The organism is Candidatus Cloacimonadota bacterium, assembly GCA_012516855.1.
Classification (GTDB): Bacteria; Cloacimonadota; Cloacimonadia; order Cloacimonadales; family Cloacimonadaceae; genus Syntrophosphaera.
On sequence record JAAYWB010000104.1, the window covers coordinates 15,054 to 28,711 of the forward strand.

General features: G+C 58.4%; 21 protein-coding genes. 16 read left to right on the plus strand and 5 right to left on the minus strand.

Annotated elements, in window-relative coordinates; translation table 11 throughout:
• Positions 1–38: 38 nt before the first annotated feature.
• From GX466_08810 to GX466_08830, 5 genes are read right to left on the minus strand one after another with little or no spacing between them, the layout of a single operon-like run.
• Positions 39–1,589: a hypothetical protein gene (locus tag GX466_08810; protein ID NLH94294.1), complete on the minus strand. Its 1,551-nt coding sequence runs from the start codon at positions 1,587–1,589 to the stop codon at positions 39–41.
• Entirely contained in the window at positions 1,586–2,491 is a 906-nt protein-coding gene (locus GX466_08815) for a GIY-YIG nuclease family protein (protein ID NLH94295.1), read from the minus strand. The genes GX466_08810 and GX466_08815 overlap by 4 nt, the downstream gene beginning before the upstream one ends.
• On the minus strand, positions 2,484–2,822 hold the full coding sequence (locus GX466_08820) for a hypothetical protein (GenBank protein ID NLH94296.1): 339 nt from the start codon (positions 2,820–2,822) through the stop codon (positions 2,484–2,486). Before GX466_08820 ends, GX466_08815 begins: the two co-directional genes overlap by 8 nt.
• Positions 2,823–2,831: 9 nt before the next feature.
• Positions 2,832–3,680: a hypothetical protein gene (locus tag GX466_08825; protein NLH94297.1), complete on the minus strand. Its 849-nt coding sequence runs from the start codon at positions 3,678–3,680 to the stop codon at positions 2,832–2,834.
• A gap of 53 nt (positions 3,681–3,733) precedes the next feature.
• Complete coding sequence (locus GX466_08830) at positions 3,734–4,426, minus strand: hypothetical protein (GenBank protein NLH94298.1); 693 nt, start codon at positions 4,424–4,426, stop codon at positions 3,734–3,736.
• A gap of 849 nt (positions 4,427–5,275) precedes the next feature.
• Between GX466_08830 and GX466_08835 the strand changes: the two genes are divergently transcribed.
• The 16 genes from GX466_08835 (at position 5,276) to GX466_08910 (ending at position 13,572) form a co-directional block, all read left to right on the plus strand.
• On the plus strand, positions 5,276–5,536 hold the full coding sequence (locus GX466_08835; protein ID NLH94299.1) for a hypothetical protein: 261 nt from the start codon (positions 5,276–5,278) through the stop codon (positions 5,534–5,536).
• A 68-nt stretch (positions 5,537–5,604) separates the two neighbouring features.
• Positions 5,605–5,778, plus strand: coding sequence for a hypothetical protein (locus GX466_08840; protein ID NLH94300.1), 174 nt, complete (start codon positions 5,605–5,607; stop codon positions 5,776–5,778).
• 10 nt (positions 5,779–5,788) lie between these two features.
• Complete coding sequence (locus GX466_08845) at positions 5,789–6,418, plus strand: hypothetical protein (GenBank protein ID NLH94301.1); 630 nt, start codon at positions 5,789–5,791, stop codon at positions 6,416–6,418.
• A gap of 75 nt (positions 6,419–6,493) precedes the next feature.
• A complete protein-coding gene (locus tag GX466_08850) occupies positions 6,494–6,787 on the plus strand; it encodes a hypothetical protein (protein ID NLH94302.1) in 294 nt (97 codons plus the stop codon).
• Positions 6,788–6,799: 12 nt separating this feature from the next.
• The gene (locus GX466_08855; GenBank protein ID NLH94303.1) at positions 6,800–7,018 is read left to right on the plus strand and encodes a hypothetical protein; all 219 of its coding nucleotides are present in this window, start codon (positions 6,800–6,802) and stop codon (positions 7,016–7,018) included.
• 208 nt (positions 7,019–7,226) lie between these two features.
• Entirely contained in the window at positions 7,227–7,538 is a 312-nt protein-coding gene (locus GX466_08860) for a hypothetical protein (GenBank protein NLH94304.1), read from the plus strand.
• A 2-nt stretch (positions 7,539–7,540) separates the two neighbouring features.
• Entirely contained in the window at positions 7,541–7,954 is a 414-nt protein-coding gene (locus GX466_08865; protein NLH94305.1) for a hypothetical protein, read from the plus strand.
• Between the two features lie 2 nt (positions 7,955–7,956).
• On the plus strand, positions 7,957–8,121 hold the full coding sequence (locus GX466_08870) for a hypothetical protein (protein ID NLH94306.1): 165 nt from the start codon (positions 7,957–7,959) through the stop codon (positions 8,119–8,121).
• On the plus strand, positions 8,114–9,028 hold the full coding sequence (locus tag GX466_08875; protein ID NLH94307.1) for a hypothetical protein: 915 nt from the start codon (positions 8,114–8,116) through the stop codon (positions 9,026–9,028). Before GX466_08870 ends, GX466_08875 begins: the two co-directional genes overlap by 8 nt.
• Before the next feature lie 13 nt (positions 9,029–9,041).
• Entirely contained in the window at positions 9,042–9,548 is a 507-nt protein-coding gene (locus GX466_08880; GenBank protein ID NLH94308.1) for a hypothetical protein, read from the plus strand.
• A gap of 6 nt (positions 9,549–9,554) precedes the next feature.
• Positions 9,555–9,953 carry a hypothetical protein gene (locus GX466_08885; protein NLH94309.1) on the plus strand — a complete coding sequence of 133 codons (399 nt, stop codon included), beginning with the start codon at positions 9,555–9,557 and terminating at the stop codon, positions 9,951–9,953.
• Positions 9,954–10,022: 69 nt separating this feature from the next.
• On the plus strand, positions 10,023–10,394 hold the full coding sequence (locus tag GX466_08890; GenBank protein ID NLH94310.1) for a hypothetical protein: 372 nt from the start codon (positions 10,023–10,025) through the stop codon (positions 10,392–10,394).
• Between the two features lie 56 nt (positions 10,395–10,450).
• Positions 10,451–11,242: a hypothetical protein gene (locus GX466_08895; protein NLH94311.1), complete on the plus strand. Its 792-nt coding sequence runs from the start codon at positions 10,451–10,453 to the stop codon at positions 11,240–11,242.
• A gap of 88 nt (positions 11,243–11,330) precedes the next feature.
• Positions 11,331–11,885, plus strand: coding sequence for a hypothetical protein (locus GX466_08900; protein NLH94312.1), 555 nt, complete (start codon positions 11,331–11,333; stop codon positions 11,883–11,885).
• A 666-nt stretch (positions 11,886–12,551) separates the two neighbouring features.
• Positions 12,552–13,148 carry a hypothetical protein gene (locus GX466_08905; GenBank protein NLH94313.1) on the plus strand — a complete coding sequence of 199 codons (597 nt, stop codon included), beginning with the start codon at positions 12,552–12,554 and terminating at the stop codon, positions 13,146–13,148.
• A complete protein-coding gene (locus GX466_08910) occupies positions 13,141–13,572 on the plus strand; it encodes a hypothetical protein (GenBank protein NLH94314.1) in 432 nt (143 codons plus the stop codon). Before GX466_08905 ends, GX466_08910 begins: the two co-directional genes overlap by 8 nt.
• Positions 13,573–13,658 lie beyond the last annotated feature (86 nt).

A 13,658-nucleotide genomic window follows, 5' to 3' on the forward strand; every position in this document is an offset into this window, starting at 1 on the left:
ACGCGCGCCGTCCCCGACCCTTACCCACATAGAACACGCTACCGTCCGGCCGCGAGTGCGTGTAAGCGTAGAAAGATTTGCTTTGCGCCATTTCTGAACAACCTCCAAATTGGTGATTTACCTTCAAGGATGGTATCACCAATCTTCAGGCTATGCAACTCAATGAGTCCGTCAAGTGTGAATACTTTGTGCTCCGGTGTGCCAGTCAATGTGCGCCCGTCGCCAAGGGTTACCGTGATCAGTTCGGTCGCGCGTTTCACAGGTCCGGCAAAACTCACCAGCGCGCGCCCGGCCGGGGTTACAACCCAATCCCCCTCACGCACTTGCTCGATCGGGACCGTGGCATGTGTGAGTTTGACCATCGTCCCGGCCACCAAACAGTTCTTGTCGTGCAGGGGTGTCAGGCTGAAGCACTGGCGCTTCTTGTCATAGACGAACTGATACCCCCGCAGCGCGCGCAAGCCCTCGGCGCACTTCTCGTTGTCGAACCAGCATCTCGCCAGCAGCATCCGGGCGGCGTCGATCTGATCCGACTTGGCGAGCTTGGGCACGATCTTGATGTTCCGCATCCCCAATGATCTGAGGGTTTGCAGCCGGCTGACCCCGGTGCCCAACTCCCGCACATTCGTGTCGTGCGGCATCAGGTGCGGGCCGAAGTATTTCGCGTAGTCCAGCTTCCTGAGCCAATCGACAAAGTGGCTCAAGGGTTGGCCCGACTCTTCGTAGGCGTCGAGCAAATGCACTTCTTTCCCCACGGTCTGCGCCGTCCAGATGCTCGTGGTGTCCGACATCCCCAAGTCCCAAGCCGTGATGACCGGGCCGCCGTCGGGTTGCCACGGCACTTTCGTGATCTGCTTCTGGACAAGGTAGGGCAGCAGGATGCGGCCGGTGACCGTGGCGTTAGGGTCACACAAAAATTCAGCCGCGTAGGCTTCTTCAGTCATGCCGCGCTTCAGGTCTTCCAATTCTTCAGGCGGCAGGATGCCCGTCTTATCTACGGGGAGAAGTTCGCTGAACCAACCGCTGCCCGGCACGGATGCCTTCTGGTGCAACTCCCACAGCGGATTGTCGAAACTTTTGACTGTACCTGAGAAGACCGCAAAACCCTGCCTGTCGGCCAATGCCGGACGGATGATTGCGTCCCAAACGTATGGTGCGATGTCCTGAAATTCATCGAGCACAACCCCGTCAAGGAACAGGCCACGCAGCTTCTCGGCGTTTTCCGCACCAAGCAGCATGATCGTGCTGCCCGTCCGATTCACGTTCTTCGGATCAGGTAGGGTAACCGTCAGATTCTGCTCGCTGATCTTGTACCCCGGACACTTGCTCAGAAAGTTCGTGTAGTCTTTGGCCATTTGCCAAAGAACCGATCTGGCCTGCACTTGGAATGGGCACATAATTGCAAACTGCTGGCGTAACCCGTCGGGCCTTGGATGCAGCGCCCGGATGATCAACTCGTTCAGAAGCGCTGTCGATTTACCCAGCCTCCGGTGCGCGATGATCACGGCCCACCGCTCTTTTCTGTTGTGGAACGGAACCATCACATCGCGCGGCTGATAGGTATATTTGAGTGCTTCCTGCGCGCTCACAGCTTGCACCCCTTCCTGTTCGCAATCTCTTCAGCGCCAACGCCACCTTTTCTGATGTAGCGATTTACTGTTGCACTGCTGACGCCAAATTTGTCACCAACTTCTTTCAGACTCAAGCCGGAACGCCAAAGTGCGATGGCCAGATCAACATCAAACCTCGCCCGCCGCGCCTCGTTAGCAGCGTCTTTTGTTGATACCTGCGCGCGCTTCGTCGCACCTTTCGCGGCAACATAGGAAACCCCGGCGCATACTGCTGCGGCTGATACCGTCATCCCCGAGCGAACAAGGCTCAGGACGGTCGCCTCTTGATCGTCGGTGAGAACACGTCGAGACTTTGCGCCCGCACTCATGCGTTCCTCTTTGGTGACTCCCAGCGCCCCGAGATGGTCGCCGACCACGGTTGGGTGACAACCAAAATGTCTGGCTATTGCTTGCAGGCGGTGGCCGGCATTGAACATCTCCAACATTTCCTTCTTCGCCAAGTCGTCGTAGCGTGAGTTTGCCCCTCCCGCACCGGCCGGGATTCTCATATTGTACTCAGGCTCGGCGATCGCAATAAAAGCACCTTCTGCCGAAACCAACTCTTCCACCGTGACACGTTCGACCAACACTTCAACTCGCATCCCCGCCCATCCATGCTTGCGTAAAGCGGGATAGATCAAGGATGCGTGGTTGCGGTTGCGGTGAGGGTGCATGGCCGCCGACAAGTGTTCGGCTAACCGGGCAACCAACGGGCGCCGGGTCGATCCGATGTAGCGTTTGCCGTTGGCGAGCGTGAGTTGATAGACCACCATCCGTAGCATAGCTGACGGGTTGTTGTGCATTATCTCAGCCGCAACCAAACAGCCATCCCACTCTGCGCTACCCAACCGCTTTGCTTTCGATGCAAGGGACTCAGCCATTGCGCCTCGCGAGACCCAGCGCCACCTGCCTCGCCTGCGTCTGGCTGATGCTGAACATCGCGGCAATGTCCTTGAACTTGACGCCCAACTCGCGCAGTCCCCTGATCTCGATCACCTGCGCGGTGGTCAGCTTGGATAACCCATGCCTCTCGCCCGATGCCCGCCCGGGTTGCGACAGCGGCCCGGCCACGTTGGCCCGGGTATCGCCGCGGATGATCTTGCTGATGTTGGTCTGCCTGCATTGGTACAGCTTCGCAAGCTCGGCCTGCGTGACACCGGAGGCGTAAGCCTCGCGGATTTCAATCACACTTTGGTCACTGATCGTTGTCATGGTGTTGCCTCACCCTTCGGGTCCATAATTTCCACTCTGCCGATCGTACCACATTTCGGCTGCTATGCGCAAAGTGCTCATATGGATTTCGAGGGTATCGTTGTAGTCCTCGGCATATCCGCCCGCCAGAGTGATGACCGTCGGCACCCCGAGGTTGAGCACCGCCCGATCCCGCTCCATCAACTGCTCCTTGGTGTATGGCCCCATCCCGAGGGGGTCATGCTCCCAAGCATCGGCGCCGGCCTGATAGATGATCACGTGCGGGTCGAAATCGAACACTTCGGCCTGCAACAGTTCGCCGAACTTCCACACCGGCAGGACGTGCCGCTGGAAATACCGGACGTTCTTCATCAGGTCGGGCTTCCGGTCCATGATGTCCAGACATCCGTTGCCGGTGTGCGCATCCCCATCGACAATCAGATACCGCATTTCGGGATTGAGGGCTGGCGCCAACATCAGGAAGTTGAACGTGCAGAACCCGCCGCCGTGGGCATAGCACGCATGGTGCGCCCCGGATGTCAGGCTGACGGTGATGGCCTCCCTCGCCAGCGCATCATCCGCGGCATCCAGAAAGTTGCCCGCGGTGAGCAGCAGCGCCCGGGCCTGCTCGGGTGTGCTGTGCTTGCCGAAGCCGTTCGGGGTGACGCCGTTCAGGACATCCATCACATACAGCGGGTCATGGATCATGCTCAACACCCCGGGCAAGACGGCCTCTGGCGTGACCACTTCGGTATTCGGGATTGGTTCGTTCTTCAGGCGCTCGAACAGATAGCTCGGCTTCACCGGGCTTTTGCTGTAGCTCTTCGGATCGAAGCACTGCTCGGGGTGGTAGTAGATGTTCAGGTTGGTGGTGATCACGGTGAAGGTCTCCTTGAGTTGATGAGTGATAATAACACAACTTCAACCCACTGTCAAGGATGGTGTTTTTTCCACAATTTCCAACGAGCGTCCGAGGTTATCCTCAGACGATAGTCGCCATGAAACTCCCACCAAAACTGGTATTTGCCGCTGAGAATGTCCTGCTCGGCAGCAGCAAGGTTGGCGGCCCGACCCTCTTCGGTGTGAATGTAGCGGGGAGTGTATGGTTTGCGCGGCTTCTTCTCTTTTGGTTTTGGCGGCGCCGGCATTTCCAAACCGAGTTCCCACGGTTCGCGCGGCTCAGGCTTAATGCGCCGCTTCAACTGTTTTTGTGCCCATATCAAGGTGCGGGAAACCCCATAATGCTCCGTCAGGGTTTTAACCTTAACACCAAGTGACTGAGCGTAGAGGATGTCCGATACGTCCTGATCGCTTAGCACCATGCTCGAACGCGCAATGCGCCCTTTCATCGCAGCATCCTGCATGTTCATACGGGCATCTCCGACGAACAAGTGGGCCGGGTTACAGCACGCCGGATTGTCACAATAGTGGAGCACCCATTTGTCCGGATCGGCCGGGTGAATTCGTGGGATCATCCCGGCAAGGAACGCCGCAACCCTGTGCGCGCTGCGCGCCTTGTTCTCGTGATTGAAGCGACCATACCCCCTGCTGCACTTATACCCTAGCCACGGCCAACAGGCGTCGGGTCCGCCTGAGCGATCCACCTTGTCGTGAAAGTTTTTCATACCACTTTTCCTAAATCGGTTTTGAAAAAATTTAATGTATCACTTTTGAATTTTTCTGTCAAGCGTGCCCATATCCTAAAACCAGTTCAGGTCCATGTGAGTATGCCCATGAAATATTAGGCCGACCGCACGCGGGGTGTATGGCAGTCCCGAACCGCGTCAAGCAAAAAGCCCAGCGGGTCCGAACCGAGCAACCTAACCAGCACACATCACAACACATAAGACCACAAGGCAAGGTGCACAATCAGCACAACACATAGTAATAGAGGCTGGGCATGGCTGGGTCAGGCCGGCATTGCGGGTGGCGTGCATACTGTTTCAGGCATTGCGGCTGCGCCGCTGTCGAGCGTCGAGCGTCGAGCGTCAGGCTGCGCCGCTGTCGAGCGTCGAGCGTCGAGCGTCGAGCGTCAGGCAGGGATTGAATGGGCTGCGCCGCTGTCAGGCAGGGATTGAATGGGCTGCGCCCCGACCTCAGAAGGCAAACCGAGGTTGAGGGGAGGCAAACTAGGGTCGAGGATACCCAAGTTGCCGTAAATCGCCGTAATGAGGCAAGTTAAGGGTGGCACGGTTTCCCTCGTGCGCACGTAACACATTAAATAATAATGGTATTATATTTATATATATATCGACGGGGTCATCCGTGATAGGTCAAGCCCGCGTGCGGGTGCCATACCCTCGGTTTGGGTAAATGGGTGATTTGGGTAGGGTAAGTCTTTGATTCTAAAGCAATACCCAAACCAGACCGACCTCGGTTTGGGTCTCGGTTTGGGTCTGAGGTTCTCGGTTTCCCTTGCGCCCGGACACCATCAGTGTTATAATGCGTGTTCATCAACCTGTGGAGTCAATCGCATGTCACACTTCAAAACCGTAGCGCACAACTTCAACCTTGCGGTCGATAGGATGCACCACAACCTGCACAAGCATGGCGGATCAGTTACTATCACCTGCGCCATAGAAAGCCGCGAATTCAGCGAGCTTGGCAGTTTGCTGGCGCGGCGCAAGCGCCCCGGCGAGACTGCGTTAGTCGATGCCTTGCTTAAAGTCAATGGTTTCGCCATCCTGCGCACTCCCGGCGTCAAGGGCTGGAAAATCCATTCACTACGCTTCTGAAAATAATACTTGACAAATCCTTGCAATGGGCTATTATGCAATCTCTACCACCCAACCGGAGACCTACCATGACCCCGCAGCAAAACCAGCAGCAACGCATTATTCCCTTGCTTGACCTTGACCTTGACGAACGTCGCTGGGAAGTTGCCAGCGACGAGGACATCATCCGGCATTGCCGCAATGCCGGCCTGCTTTCCACTGAAACAGACGGCGGCCGCTTCTTCTCTTTCTCCAACCACTAGGACAACTATCATGACCACTATCAAAACCTTTGCCTGCGAACTGAACATCGGCCTTGCACCTTCTGCCAACTTCCCGGATGCACCGGCGACAATCACGGCCGACGTCATCCTTGCCACTATCGGCCGCGCTTGCCGCGTGCTTGATTTCCGGATTGTCACGCTGGAATACAAGCAATTCCTGAGCACTACCGAGCCGACCTTGGCCGTCAAGTTGAAGGTCGAAACCTACGGGCCGTTCGGTTTGCGCGACCTCGTTGAGATTGTCGCCGATCATACCTGTCAGGATGCCATCGCCGTGCTGCACTGTGACCCCGTTGAGCACGCCGCGCGCTACCGTGCTGGCGAGCTTGACGGCGAGCTTATCGGCACCTTCGCCGCAAGCTGGGGCACCTTCAATCCGGAGTATTTCGAGCGTTTCGCTGGCGTGCCTTGCCGCGCCACTGGCGGACATCTGCCGGGGTCGGGTGTGCAGGCACATTCTGCCGATCCGTACTATGCCCGCCACGGCCTCGTAATGATCTGCCATGAAGCGCGCGGCCGTAGGCTTTGGGAAGCACTGGCGCATGGCCATCATGTCATCACCGGGGCCAAGCATGACGCCGTGCGTGCTGCGGCCGTCGGCCTTCTCACTGGCGCATAGGTTCCAGCTTCAAAGGGCTTGGCCATCCAAGCCCTTTGGGGATGTACCCTAACCTGCCATTGAAAGGAAAATGAAATGCCCGTCATCATCACCCCAGCGCACATTAACAACGCACTCGAAACCATCCGCGACAATCCGGACGGCTATCGTTCCGCACGGCCGCTCCCGACCACCGCCAAGCGCCACGATCAACGCCTGCTCGCTGACGGCCGCAACGCAATCGCCACCGTGCTGTTTGCGCATGTTCCCAACGTTAGGTGGCACAATCTCACGGCCGCAATTCGTCGCGGTCATCAAGGCGACGCAACTGATTTCGCCGCAATCAATCGGGCCGGAGCCGTCGCGCTTGGCTACACCTTTTCCAACTGAGAGGACATCGCAATGAGCAATGCCACTTACGCTGAATTCCTGCGGGGCCAAGGTTTCACGCCCGAGCGAATCGCCACCATGCTGCACTGCCCTCTGATCGAAACCCAAGGGCTTTTTGCCTTCCGTTGGGTCCATCCGGACACGCATCAAACCGGAGCATGGCGCCGCAGCAAGGCGGAAGCACTGCTTGACTGGCACGGCCGCAAGGTCACGGCCTTGATGCACACTTGACAATAGACGGCGGATGTGGTAGTATCCGCCTTGTTTCATCTGCTTAAAAGGATTCTGAATATGACCACCCCCACCATCCCGCACTGGAAATTCAACAAGCAATGCGACGTGCCGCAAGAATGGGCCGACGAGTATGCCCGCAAGATCGCCACCGGCGAGCATGTCCCGGTCAATGGCTGCCATTGCCGCAACTGAAAGGGGAATGACCATGCCTCACCTGACTGCCAACGAAACCACCGCCGCGCTGTCCATCGCGCGGATCAAGCTGGGCGCCGCCGTCCGCGACCTTGAGTGCATCCTGCGCGAGCACGTGCTGGCCATTGCACAACAAGCTGTATCGGATGGCGCGACCTATGAGAAATTCCTCGCCGCCTGCGTCGCCAATGCGCGCAACGCCCGTGCCGAAGCCTCTGGCGGCGCCGGCGATGTAGGCAACATCGTGGATGCCGTGACCCGCGCCGCTTGGCTGGATGCTGGCGCCGATCTTCAAATGAAATTTCTCTTCCTGAAAGGAGAATGACAATGCCCACAATAGATGGCGGTTTCCGCACCGGCGACAAGGTTACGCCCGAAGACTTCAATACCTCCGCGCCGCAAGGCGTGGTCTGCACGGTCGTGGTCGAAGACGGTCGCCACACCATGAAGGTTGAATTCCCGGACGGCCGGCAAGAATGGGTGCATCCGTACCGCTGGAAGCGCGCCCCGGTCGTTGCCGCGCCGCCAGCAATCACCGAAGGCGAGCGTTCCCTGTATCGCTGGCAGTATCGCCAGACCTCGGGCTTCGAGGCGCCGCTTTGGCAGTGCATCAGCACGGCCGACTCGGCCAACCTCGACGCCCTCGCCAAGGGCTTTCCGGAGCACGTCACCGCCTATCGCCGCTATGCCAGCGAAGGTGGTTACTGGAACAACCTGCGCAACCTGATCGAAGGAGAATGACCATGCGTGTCACACCCTATTGCTACACCCCAGCCAAGCCCCGGCCGCGCCTCGCCATCCCGCATCAGCAGGAACCGAGCCACTACATCGCCAGCTTCGACCGGCTGAACCATCTCAAGCCGGGAGTCGCCTACATCATCGGCGGGACGAGGTATCCCAATGTCTGAAAGAAAACCGGCCGGATATTGGGACGATGACGCCAACGTGCTCGCCGAAGGGCGCAAGTATGCAAGCCGCAAGGAGTTTTATCGCGGTAACAGCCAAGCCTATAAAGTCGCTTGCCGACGCAACCTGCTTGACCAACTGTATCCGAGCTTACGCGCTGACTGGTCTGATAACGCCAACGTGCTCGCCGAAGGGCGCAAGTATGTGAGCCGCGCAGAGTTCAAGCGTGAAAGCGCAACCGCCTATGGAGTCGCTCGCCAACGCAAGCTGCTTGACCAACTGTATCCTAGCAAAAACGCCTTGCGCGCCGACTGGTCGGATGACGCCAACGTGCTCGCCGAAGGGCGCAAGTATTCCAGTCGCAAAGAGTTTTATCGCGGCAACAATGGCGCCTATGATGCCGCTCGAAAGCGCAACCTGCTTGACCAACTGTATCCGAGCTTGCGCGCTGACTGGTCGGATGACGCTTCCGTGCTCGCTGAAGGGTGTAAGTATGTAAGCCGCGCAGAGTTCAAGCGTGAAAGCGGTAGTGCTTATCAAGTCGCTTGGCAACGCAATCTGCTTGACTTGATCGACTGGCCCGAAGAAAACGCGCCTAGTGACAATGACGCAATCTACATCTGGCGCGCTGTCGGCGAATACTTCAACGGCCATCCGGTCTATAAAATTGGCGTGACAAGCGCACGCCTTGGCACGGCACGCATTGAAAAAGTCGGCCGTGCCGCCGGCTTTGAAGTTGATCTGATCTGCTGCGAACCCGTGCAGTGCAAGGCGACCGACCTTGAAGCCAAGCTGCACATCCTTGGCGAAAATCCGGGCTATACCGGCTTCGACGGCTGCACGGAGTTCCGCGCGCTGTCGCCTGCTTCTCTGGATTCCGCCATTACCATCATCCGCCAATCTGTCTGAAAGGAGAATGAACATGACCGAGACCCATATCCCAATGCGCCAGCGCAGCGCCAAGGCCCAAGCCGAAGCGGGTGTGCTTATGCCTTATTTCCTGCCCGACACCGAAAAGGCAATGTCCGGCCCGTTGAACTACCATCTGACGATGGTTAAGTTCCCGGTCAATGTTCTCGAACGGCTGGTCGTCGCCGCCCGTGTGGATGCCGCCAGCAAGGAGCACCTGCGCAATCCGCTGGATAACCGGAGGGGACTGCGCTATCCCGCCATGCCACGCGAGACCGTGAATTTCCTGCGGCACACCTGCCTCAACCGCTCAAGCGAGAAGCAGGCGCACATCCCGACGGGCTACACGAACAGCTACGACAACATCATCAACAAGATCGAGCGCAAAGGCGTCGATGTCGCCGAGCGCATCCTCAACTTCAAGGTGAGCGTGCTGCGCCTCATCGCCGCGACTTATCCTGAATTGTCCCTAGAAGTAGATGAGCAAGTTTTTCAATCCATCCACAACCACAAGGAGTAACTAGCCATGAACATCAAACCCGCCCGCCGCCGCGTCACCGCCCCGCCGTCCGCAGAGTTCGACCTTTGGAACGGCGACCCTTTCAAGGACGAGCGCGAACTGCGCCTGCTCGACAAGTTCGTTGCCGCAGTCATCATCCTCATGGTCTGCCTCGGCCTGCTGGCATACTGCACACCGGCCTCGGCCGCCGACTGCTGGGATCGCTACTCGTGTGATCAAGAACGCCAACGCGAGGAAAGCCGGCGCGACACCGACCGCTGGTCGGCCGAGACATCCCGCCGCGTGCAAGAATCTGTCCGCGACCTCGAAGCGGGTTTCGAGCGCCAGCGTGCCGAAGCGCGGCATCAGGAACTGATCGACAGCATCGACGCCAACACCCTCGCGACGCGCCGCCGCCGTTACTGACCCGACCCGCCGCATCACCCCAACCCAGCCGCGTGCTGGGTTTTTGGCTATCAACAGGAGGAAATGCAAATGAGTTGGCGCGACTATGCTGAACCGGGACCGTGGGATGATGACGAGCATGATGCCAGCGTCACCTGCAATCGCTGCGGGAAGACCGACCTTGAGTGGCGGCCTCACCCGCAGGGCTGGCGCCTCGTCGATGCCGAGGGCCATCCCCACCACTGCAAGCGCAGTCCGGCCGACGCCTTTGGCCCCACCTGCACCTACAAGAAGGGCAAGGCCGACGGCTTCGGCACAGAATGGAAAACCGCTTGCGGCCACGATGTTTATTGCGGCACCCCGATGGAAGTCGGCTTCAGTCCTGCGCCGCTCCCCAACGAGGTCGGCAGGTTCTGTTCCTACTGTGGCAGGCTGATTAGCTTAGATGCAAAAACCACTTGACAAACACCACGACTTGTGGTAATATGCAATCTCACACTGACGAAAGGAGCAATATCATGTCCCTCTGCCTCCACGCTGGCGCCAAGGCCATCAACCGCGATGCACTCGCCGCTCTCCCGCTGCCGGCTCCGCTCGGCAAAAGACACGCAATCCGGCCCTTCATTGAAGATGTGGAACTGATCGACGGCTTCCTCCGCAACGAGGGTTACATCATCGCCGACGAGGCGTTCGGTGTGCGCAACGACAAGAACGACATGCCGGCCGACTTCTTCGGCGTGCTGACCGTGGCTCCGGCACGTGAGGGTGAGTACATCCCGGCTGGCACGGCCGACTTCAGCCTGCAAATCGGCGTCCGTGGCAGCTACGCTCAGACCATGACCCGAGCCATTTGCGTCGGCAACACCGTGTTCTGCTGCGACAACATGGCCTTCTCTTCGGAGATCGTCGTCGGCACGAAGCAGACCACGAACTGCGCCAACCGCCTGCCGCAACTGCTGGCCGATGCCGTTGCCCGCATCCCGGCCTTCGCCGAGCACCAGATCGCTCGCTTCGACGCCTACAAGGGTCGCCCGATGCAGCAGCGCAGCGGTGACGCCCTGCTCATCGAATGCGTTCGTCGCGGCATCCTGAACCCGAGCCAGATCGGCAAGGCGCTGGAATATTGGGATGCACCCGAGCACGCCGAGCACCTTGAGCGCGGCCAGCGCACCGCCTTCACGCTCTACAACAGCGTGACCGAGGCGCTCAAGCAGCCGAGCGGCAAGCCCAACGTCCTGCCCCTGTGGGAGCGCACCCTGCCTCTGACCGCGCTGTTCGATGAGGGTGTCGGTCTGGCCATGTTCCACTGATCCACCCCCACCCCACCAACCCGGCCGAGCGCCGGGTTTTTGGGTATCAACACCTGTTTGGACCTTTCTTTTGCGGCATAATAAATAAATGAAAAATATCAACAAAGTACAAACAAGATCAGCCTTTTTGCGTGAGCATTGCCGTGGTGATGTGCGTGCCGATGGGAAAACCTTCAACTGCTATCGGTTTGAAGGTGAAAAGGTATATGAACAGTGGTGCTCGCCTGAACAACTGGCAAAGGAAAAGGCCGGTTCCAGCCGCGCTGCCGCCGCTTGGGCCAAGCGGCCTGAGAACAGGCAGCGAGTGGTGGAATATGCTAAAAAATCCAACGCCATTCGGAGAAAAATCCACCCTCAAAAATTTATGCTGGCTGCCGCTAAAAAAAGAGCGAAGGACGCCGGCTTACCATTCAACATCTGTGAGGATGATATTGTCGTTCCTTCCACCTGCCCGGTCCTTGGGATAGCGATTGAAACGGCGGTTGGCAGGATGCAGGACAACTCACCGTCGCTCGACAGGATCATCCCCGAACTCGGCTACGTAAAAGGTAATGTAAGTGTTATATCTTGGCGTGCAAATAAGATCAAAGGTGACGCCACGCCTGATGAACTGGAAATGGTTCTGAAGTATGTCCGCCAATAATTTTGAGGCCATCAAGCCCCGCGACAACGGGCGCCGCGCCAACATCCCCGGCGCGTGGAACCGCGGCCTGCCGCTGATCGCCTACCTCGACGCGGGTACTGGCGTTCAGTAATTCTCACCGCCCGGGGCTTCGGTCCCGGGCACAGCAGCGCAGCGCACCGCACTTCAAGGCAAGGCAAAGTACAGCAAGGCACTTCAACGCGGCCAGCCACTTCTCACGAGGCGGCTGTCCGAGTCGAAGACTCAATAGCAGAGCACTGCATTTCAGCGCAGGGCATTGCACCGCATAGAAAAGCAAGACAACGCGGCCAGCCGCTTCTCACGAGGCGGTTGTCCGAGTCGAAAGGCTCGACAGCAGGGCATTGCATTTCAAAGCACCGTTCCGTAATGCACGTCATTGCAGCGCAGGGCAATTCAACGCGGCCAGCCGCTTCTCACGAGGCGGTTGTCCGAGTCGAAGACTCAAAGGCAACGCAATACAAGGCATCGAACCTCACGGCAAGGCATTGCACTTCAACGCGGCCAGCCGCTTCTCACGAGGCGGCTGGCCGAGTCGAAGACTCAATTGCAGAGCACAGTACCGCAAGGTATAGCGTTGCAGCGAAGCGCATCGCATTTCAAAGCGCCCGTAAGGGCAACACTTTTCAATCAACAGGAGCCAACGCAATGTCAATCCAGCAAGCACTCGTCGCCATCACCGGCATCGGTAGTCTGCTTCAGAACAATCCGCAAACGGTTGATCCATTCAATCACTTCAGCCGCCTCAAGAAGCCGCTGACCAGCAAGATGAAGAAGACCGACGAAGACCTCATCGAACTTGGCAACATCGACACCGAGTCGAAACTTTACTTCGATCCTGAGATCGGGGTTTATGTCCCGACCCGCTGGCTGACCGAACAGGTTGTGACCAGCGCCTTCGGCACCATCAAGGTCGGCAAGGCCAAGATGCGTGGCGGGGTGTTCGCCACCGAGGACAAGGCGAAGCTGATCTACGCCGGGATCGGCAAGGTCAAGGCCATCGCGGATGTCATCAATAACCCGGATTTCCGCCACCGCATGATCCTGCCGCAGAAGGACATCCGCATCGCCAAGGACTTCCCGATCTTCCGCGACTGGTCGTTCTCGACCGTGCTGGAATTCGATGACACCGTAGTCGATCTGGCCGGCCTCACCGCCATCATCAAGCGCAGCGCGATGTATGTCGGCTTCGGCGACTTCCGCCCGACGTTCGGCCGCGCAACCGCCGAGGTCACCAGTGTCTAAGGCGCTGCTCGAAACGCTGGTGGCCCTCGAACTGACTGTGTTCGGCGCCCATATCCCGGGACAGGTGGTGCGTGACGCATTGCAGATTACCTTTCCGGAGGTCGGGACCAAGGCCGAATTCGACAAGCTGGCCTTGGCCGAGTTGTCAGGGATCGACTACGTGCGGAACCACTTGCTGAACGAAGGCAAGTATCTGCGTGCCGCGACCGAGGGCTATCGCATCCTTCTGCCGTCCGAAAACATCGGGCAGGTCGAAGCCTACATGAGCAACGCCGACCAGAAGTTGCGCCGCGCCATGAAACTGCTTCGCAACACGCCGAAGGAACACGCCCCGGACAACAGCAATCAGGTCGAAGCGCGTATCCAGATCAAACGGACCAGCGCACGCCACGTCCCGGGCACCAGCAGGAAGAAGAAGCCTTGACAAAGGGGGCGGATTGTGGTAGCATCCGCCCCTGCATTGGCCTCCGACTCAATGCCGCTGCCGCCATCGGGCCTGATCTCCCGATG

Bases quoted from the DNA above. Each gene is read 5' to 3' on its own strand.
- GX466_08815 (NLH94295.1), bottom strand. From the start codon at position 2,491: ATGGCTGAGTCCCTTGCATCGAAAGCAAAGCGGTTGGGTAGCGCAGAG.
- GX466_08820 (NLH94296.1), bottom strand. From the start codon at position 2,822: ATGACAACGATCAGTGACCAAAGTGTGATTGAAATCCGCGAGGCTTAC.
- GX466_08830 (NLH94298.1), bottom strand. From the start codon at position 4,426: ATGAAAAACTTTCACGACAAGGTGGATCGCTCAGGCGGACCCGACGCC.
- GX466_08835 (NLH94299.1), top strand. From the start codon at position 5,276: ATGTCACACTTCAAAACCGTAGCGCACAACTTCAACCTTGCGGTCGAT.
- GX466_08840 (NLH94300.1), top strand. From the start codon at position 5,605: ATGACCCCGCAGCAAAACCAGCAGCAACGCATTATTCCCTTGCTTGAC.
- GX466_08845 (NLH94301.1), top strand. From the start codon at position 5,789: ATGACCACTATCAAAACCTTTGCCTGCGAACTGAACATCGGCCTTGCA.
- GX466_08850 (NLH94302.1), top strand. From the start codon at position 6,494: ATGCCCGTCATCATCACCCCAGCGCACATTAACAACGCACTCGAAACC.
- GX466_08855 (NLH94303.1), top strand. From the start codon at position 6,800: ATGAGCAATGCCACTTACGCTGAATTCCTGCGGGGCCAAGGTTTCACG.
- GX466_08860 (NLH94304.1), top strand. From the start codon at position 7,227: ATGCCTCACCTGACTGCCAACGAAACCACCGCCGCGCTGTCCATCGCG.
- GX466_08865 (NLH94305.1), top strand. From the start codon at position 7,541: ATGCCCACAATAGATGGCGGTTTCCGCACCGGCGACAAGGTTACGCCC.
- GX466_08870 (NLH94306.1), top strand. From the start codon at position 7,957: ATGCGTGTCACACCCTATTGCTACACCCCAGCCAAGCCCCGGCCGCGC.
- GX466_08875 (NLH94307.1), top strand. From the start codon at position 8,114: ATGTCTGAAAGAAAACCGGCCGGATATTGGGACGATGACGCCAACGTG.
- GX466_08880 (NLH94308.1), top strand. From the start codon at position 9,042: ATGACCGAGACCCATATCCCAATGCGCCAGCGCAGCGCCAAGGCCCAA.
- GX466_08885 (NLH94309.1), top strand. From the start codon at position 9,555: ATGAACATCAAACCCGCCCGCCGCCGCGTCACCGCCCCGCCGTCCGCA.
- GX466_08890 (NLH94310.1), top strand. From the start codon at position 10,023: ATGAGTTGGCGCGACTATGCTGAACCGGGACCGTGGGATGATGACGAG.
- GX466_08895 (NLH94311.1), top strand. From the start codon at position 10,451: ATGTCCCTCTGCCTCCACGCTGGCGCCAAGGCCATCAACCGCGATGCA.
- GX466_08900 (NLH94312.1), top strand. From the start codon at position 11,331: ATGAAAAATATCAACAAAGTACAAACAAGATCAGCCTTTTTGCGTGAG.
- GX466_08905 (NLH94313.1), top strand. From the start codon at position 12,552: ATGTCAATCCAGCAAGCACTCGTCGCCATCACCGGCATCGGTAGTCTG.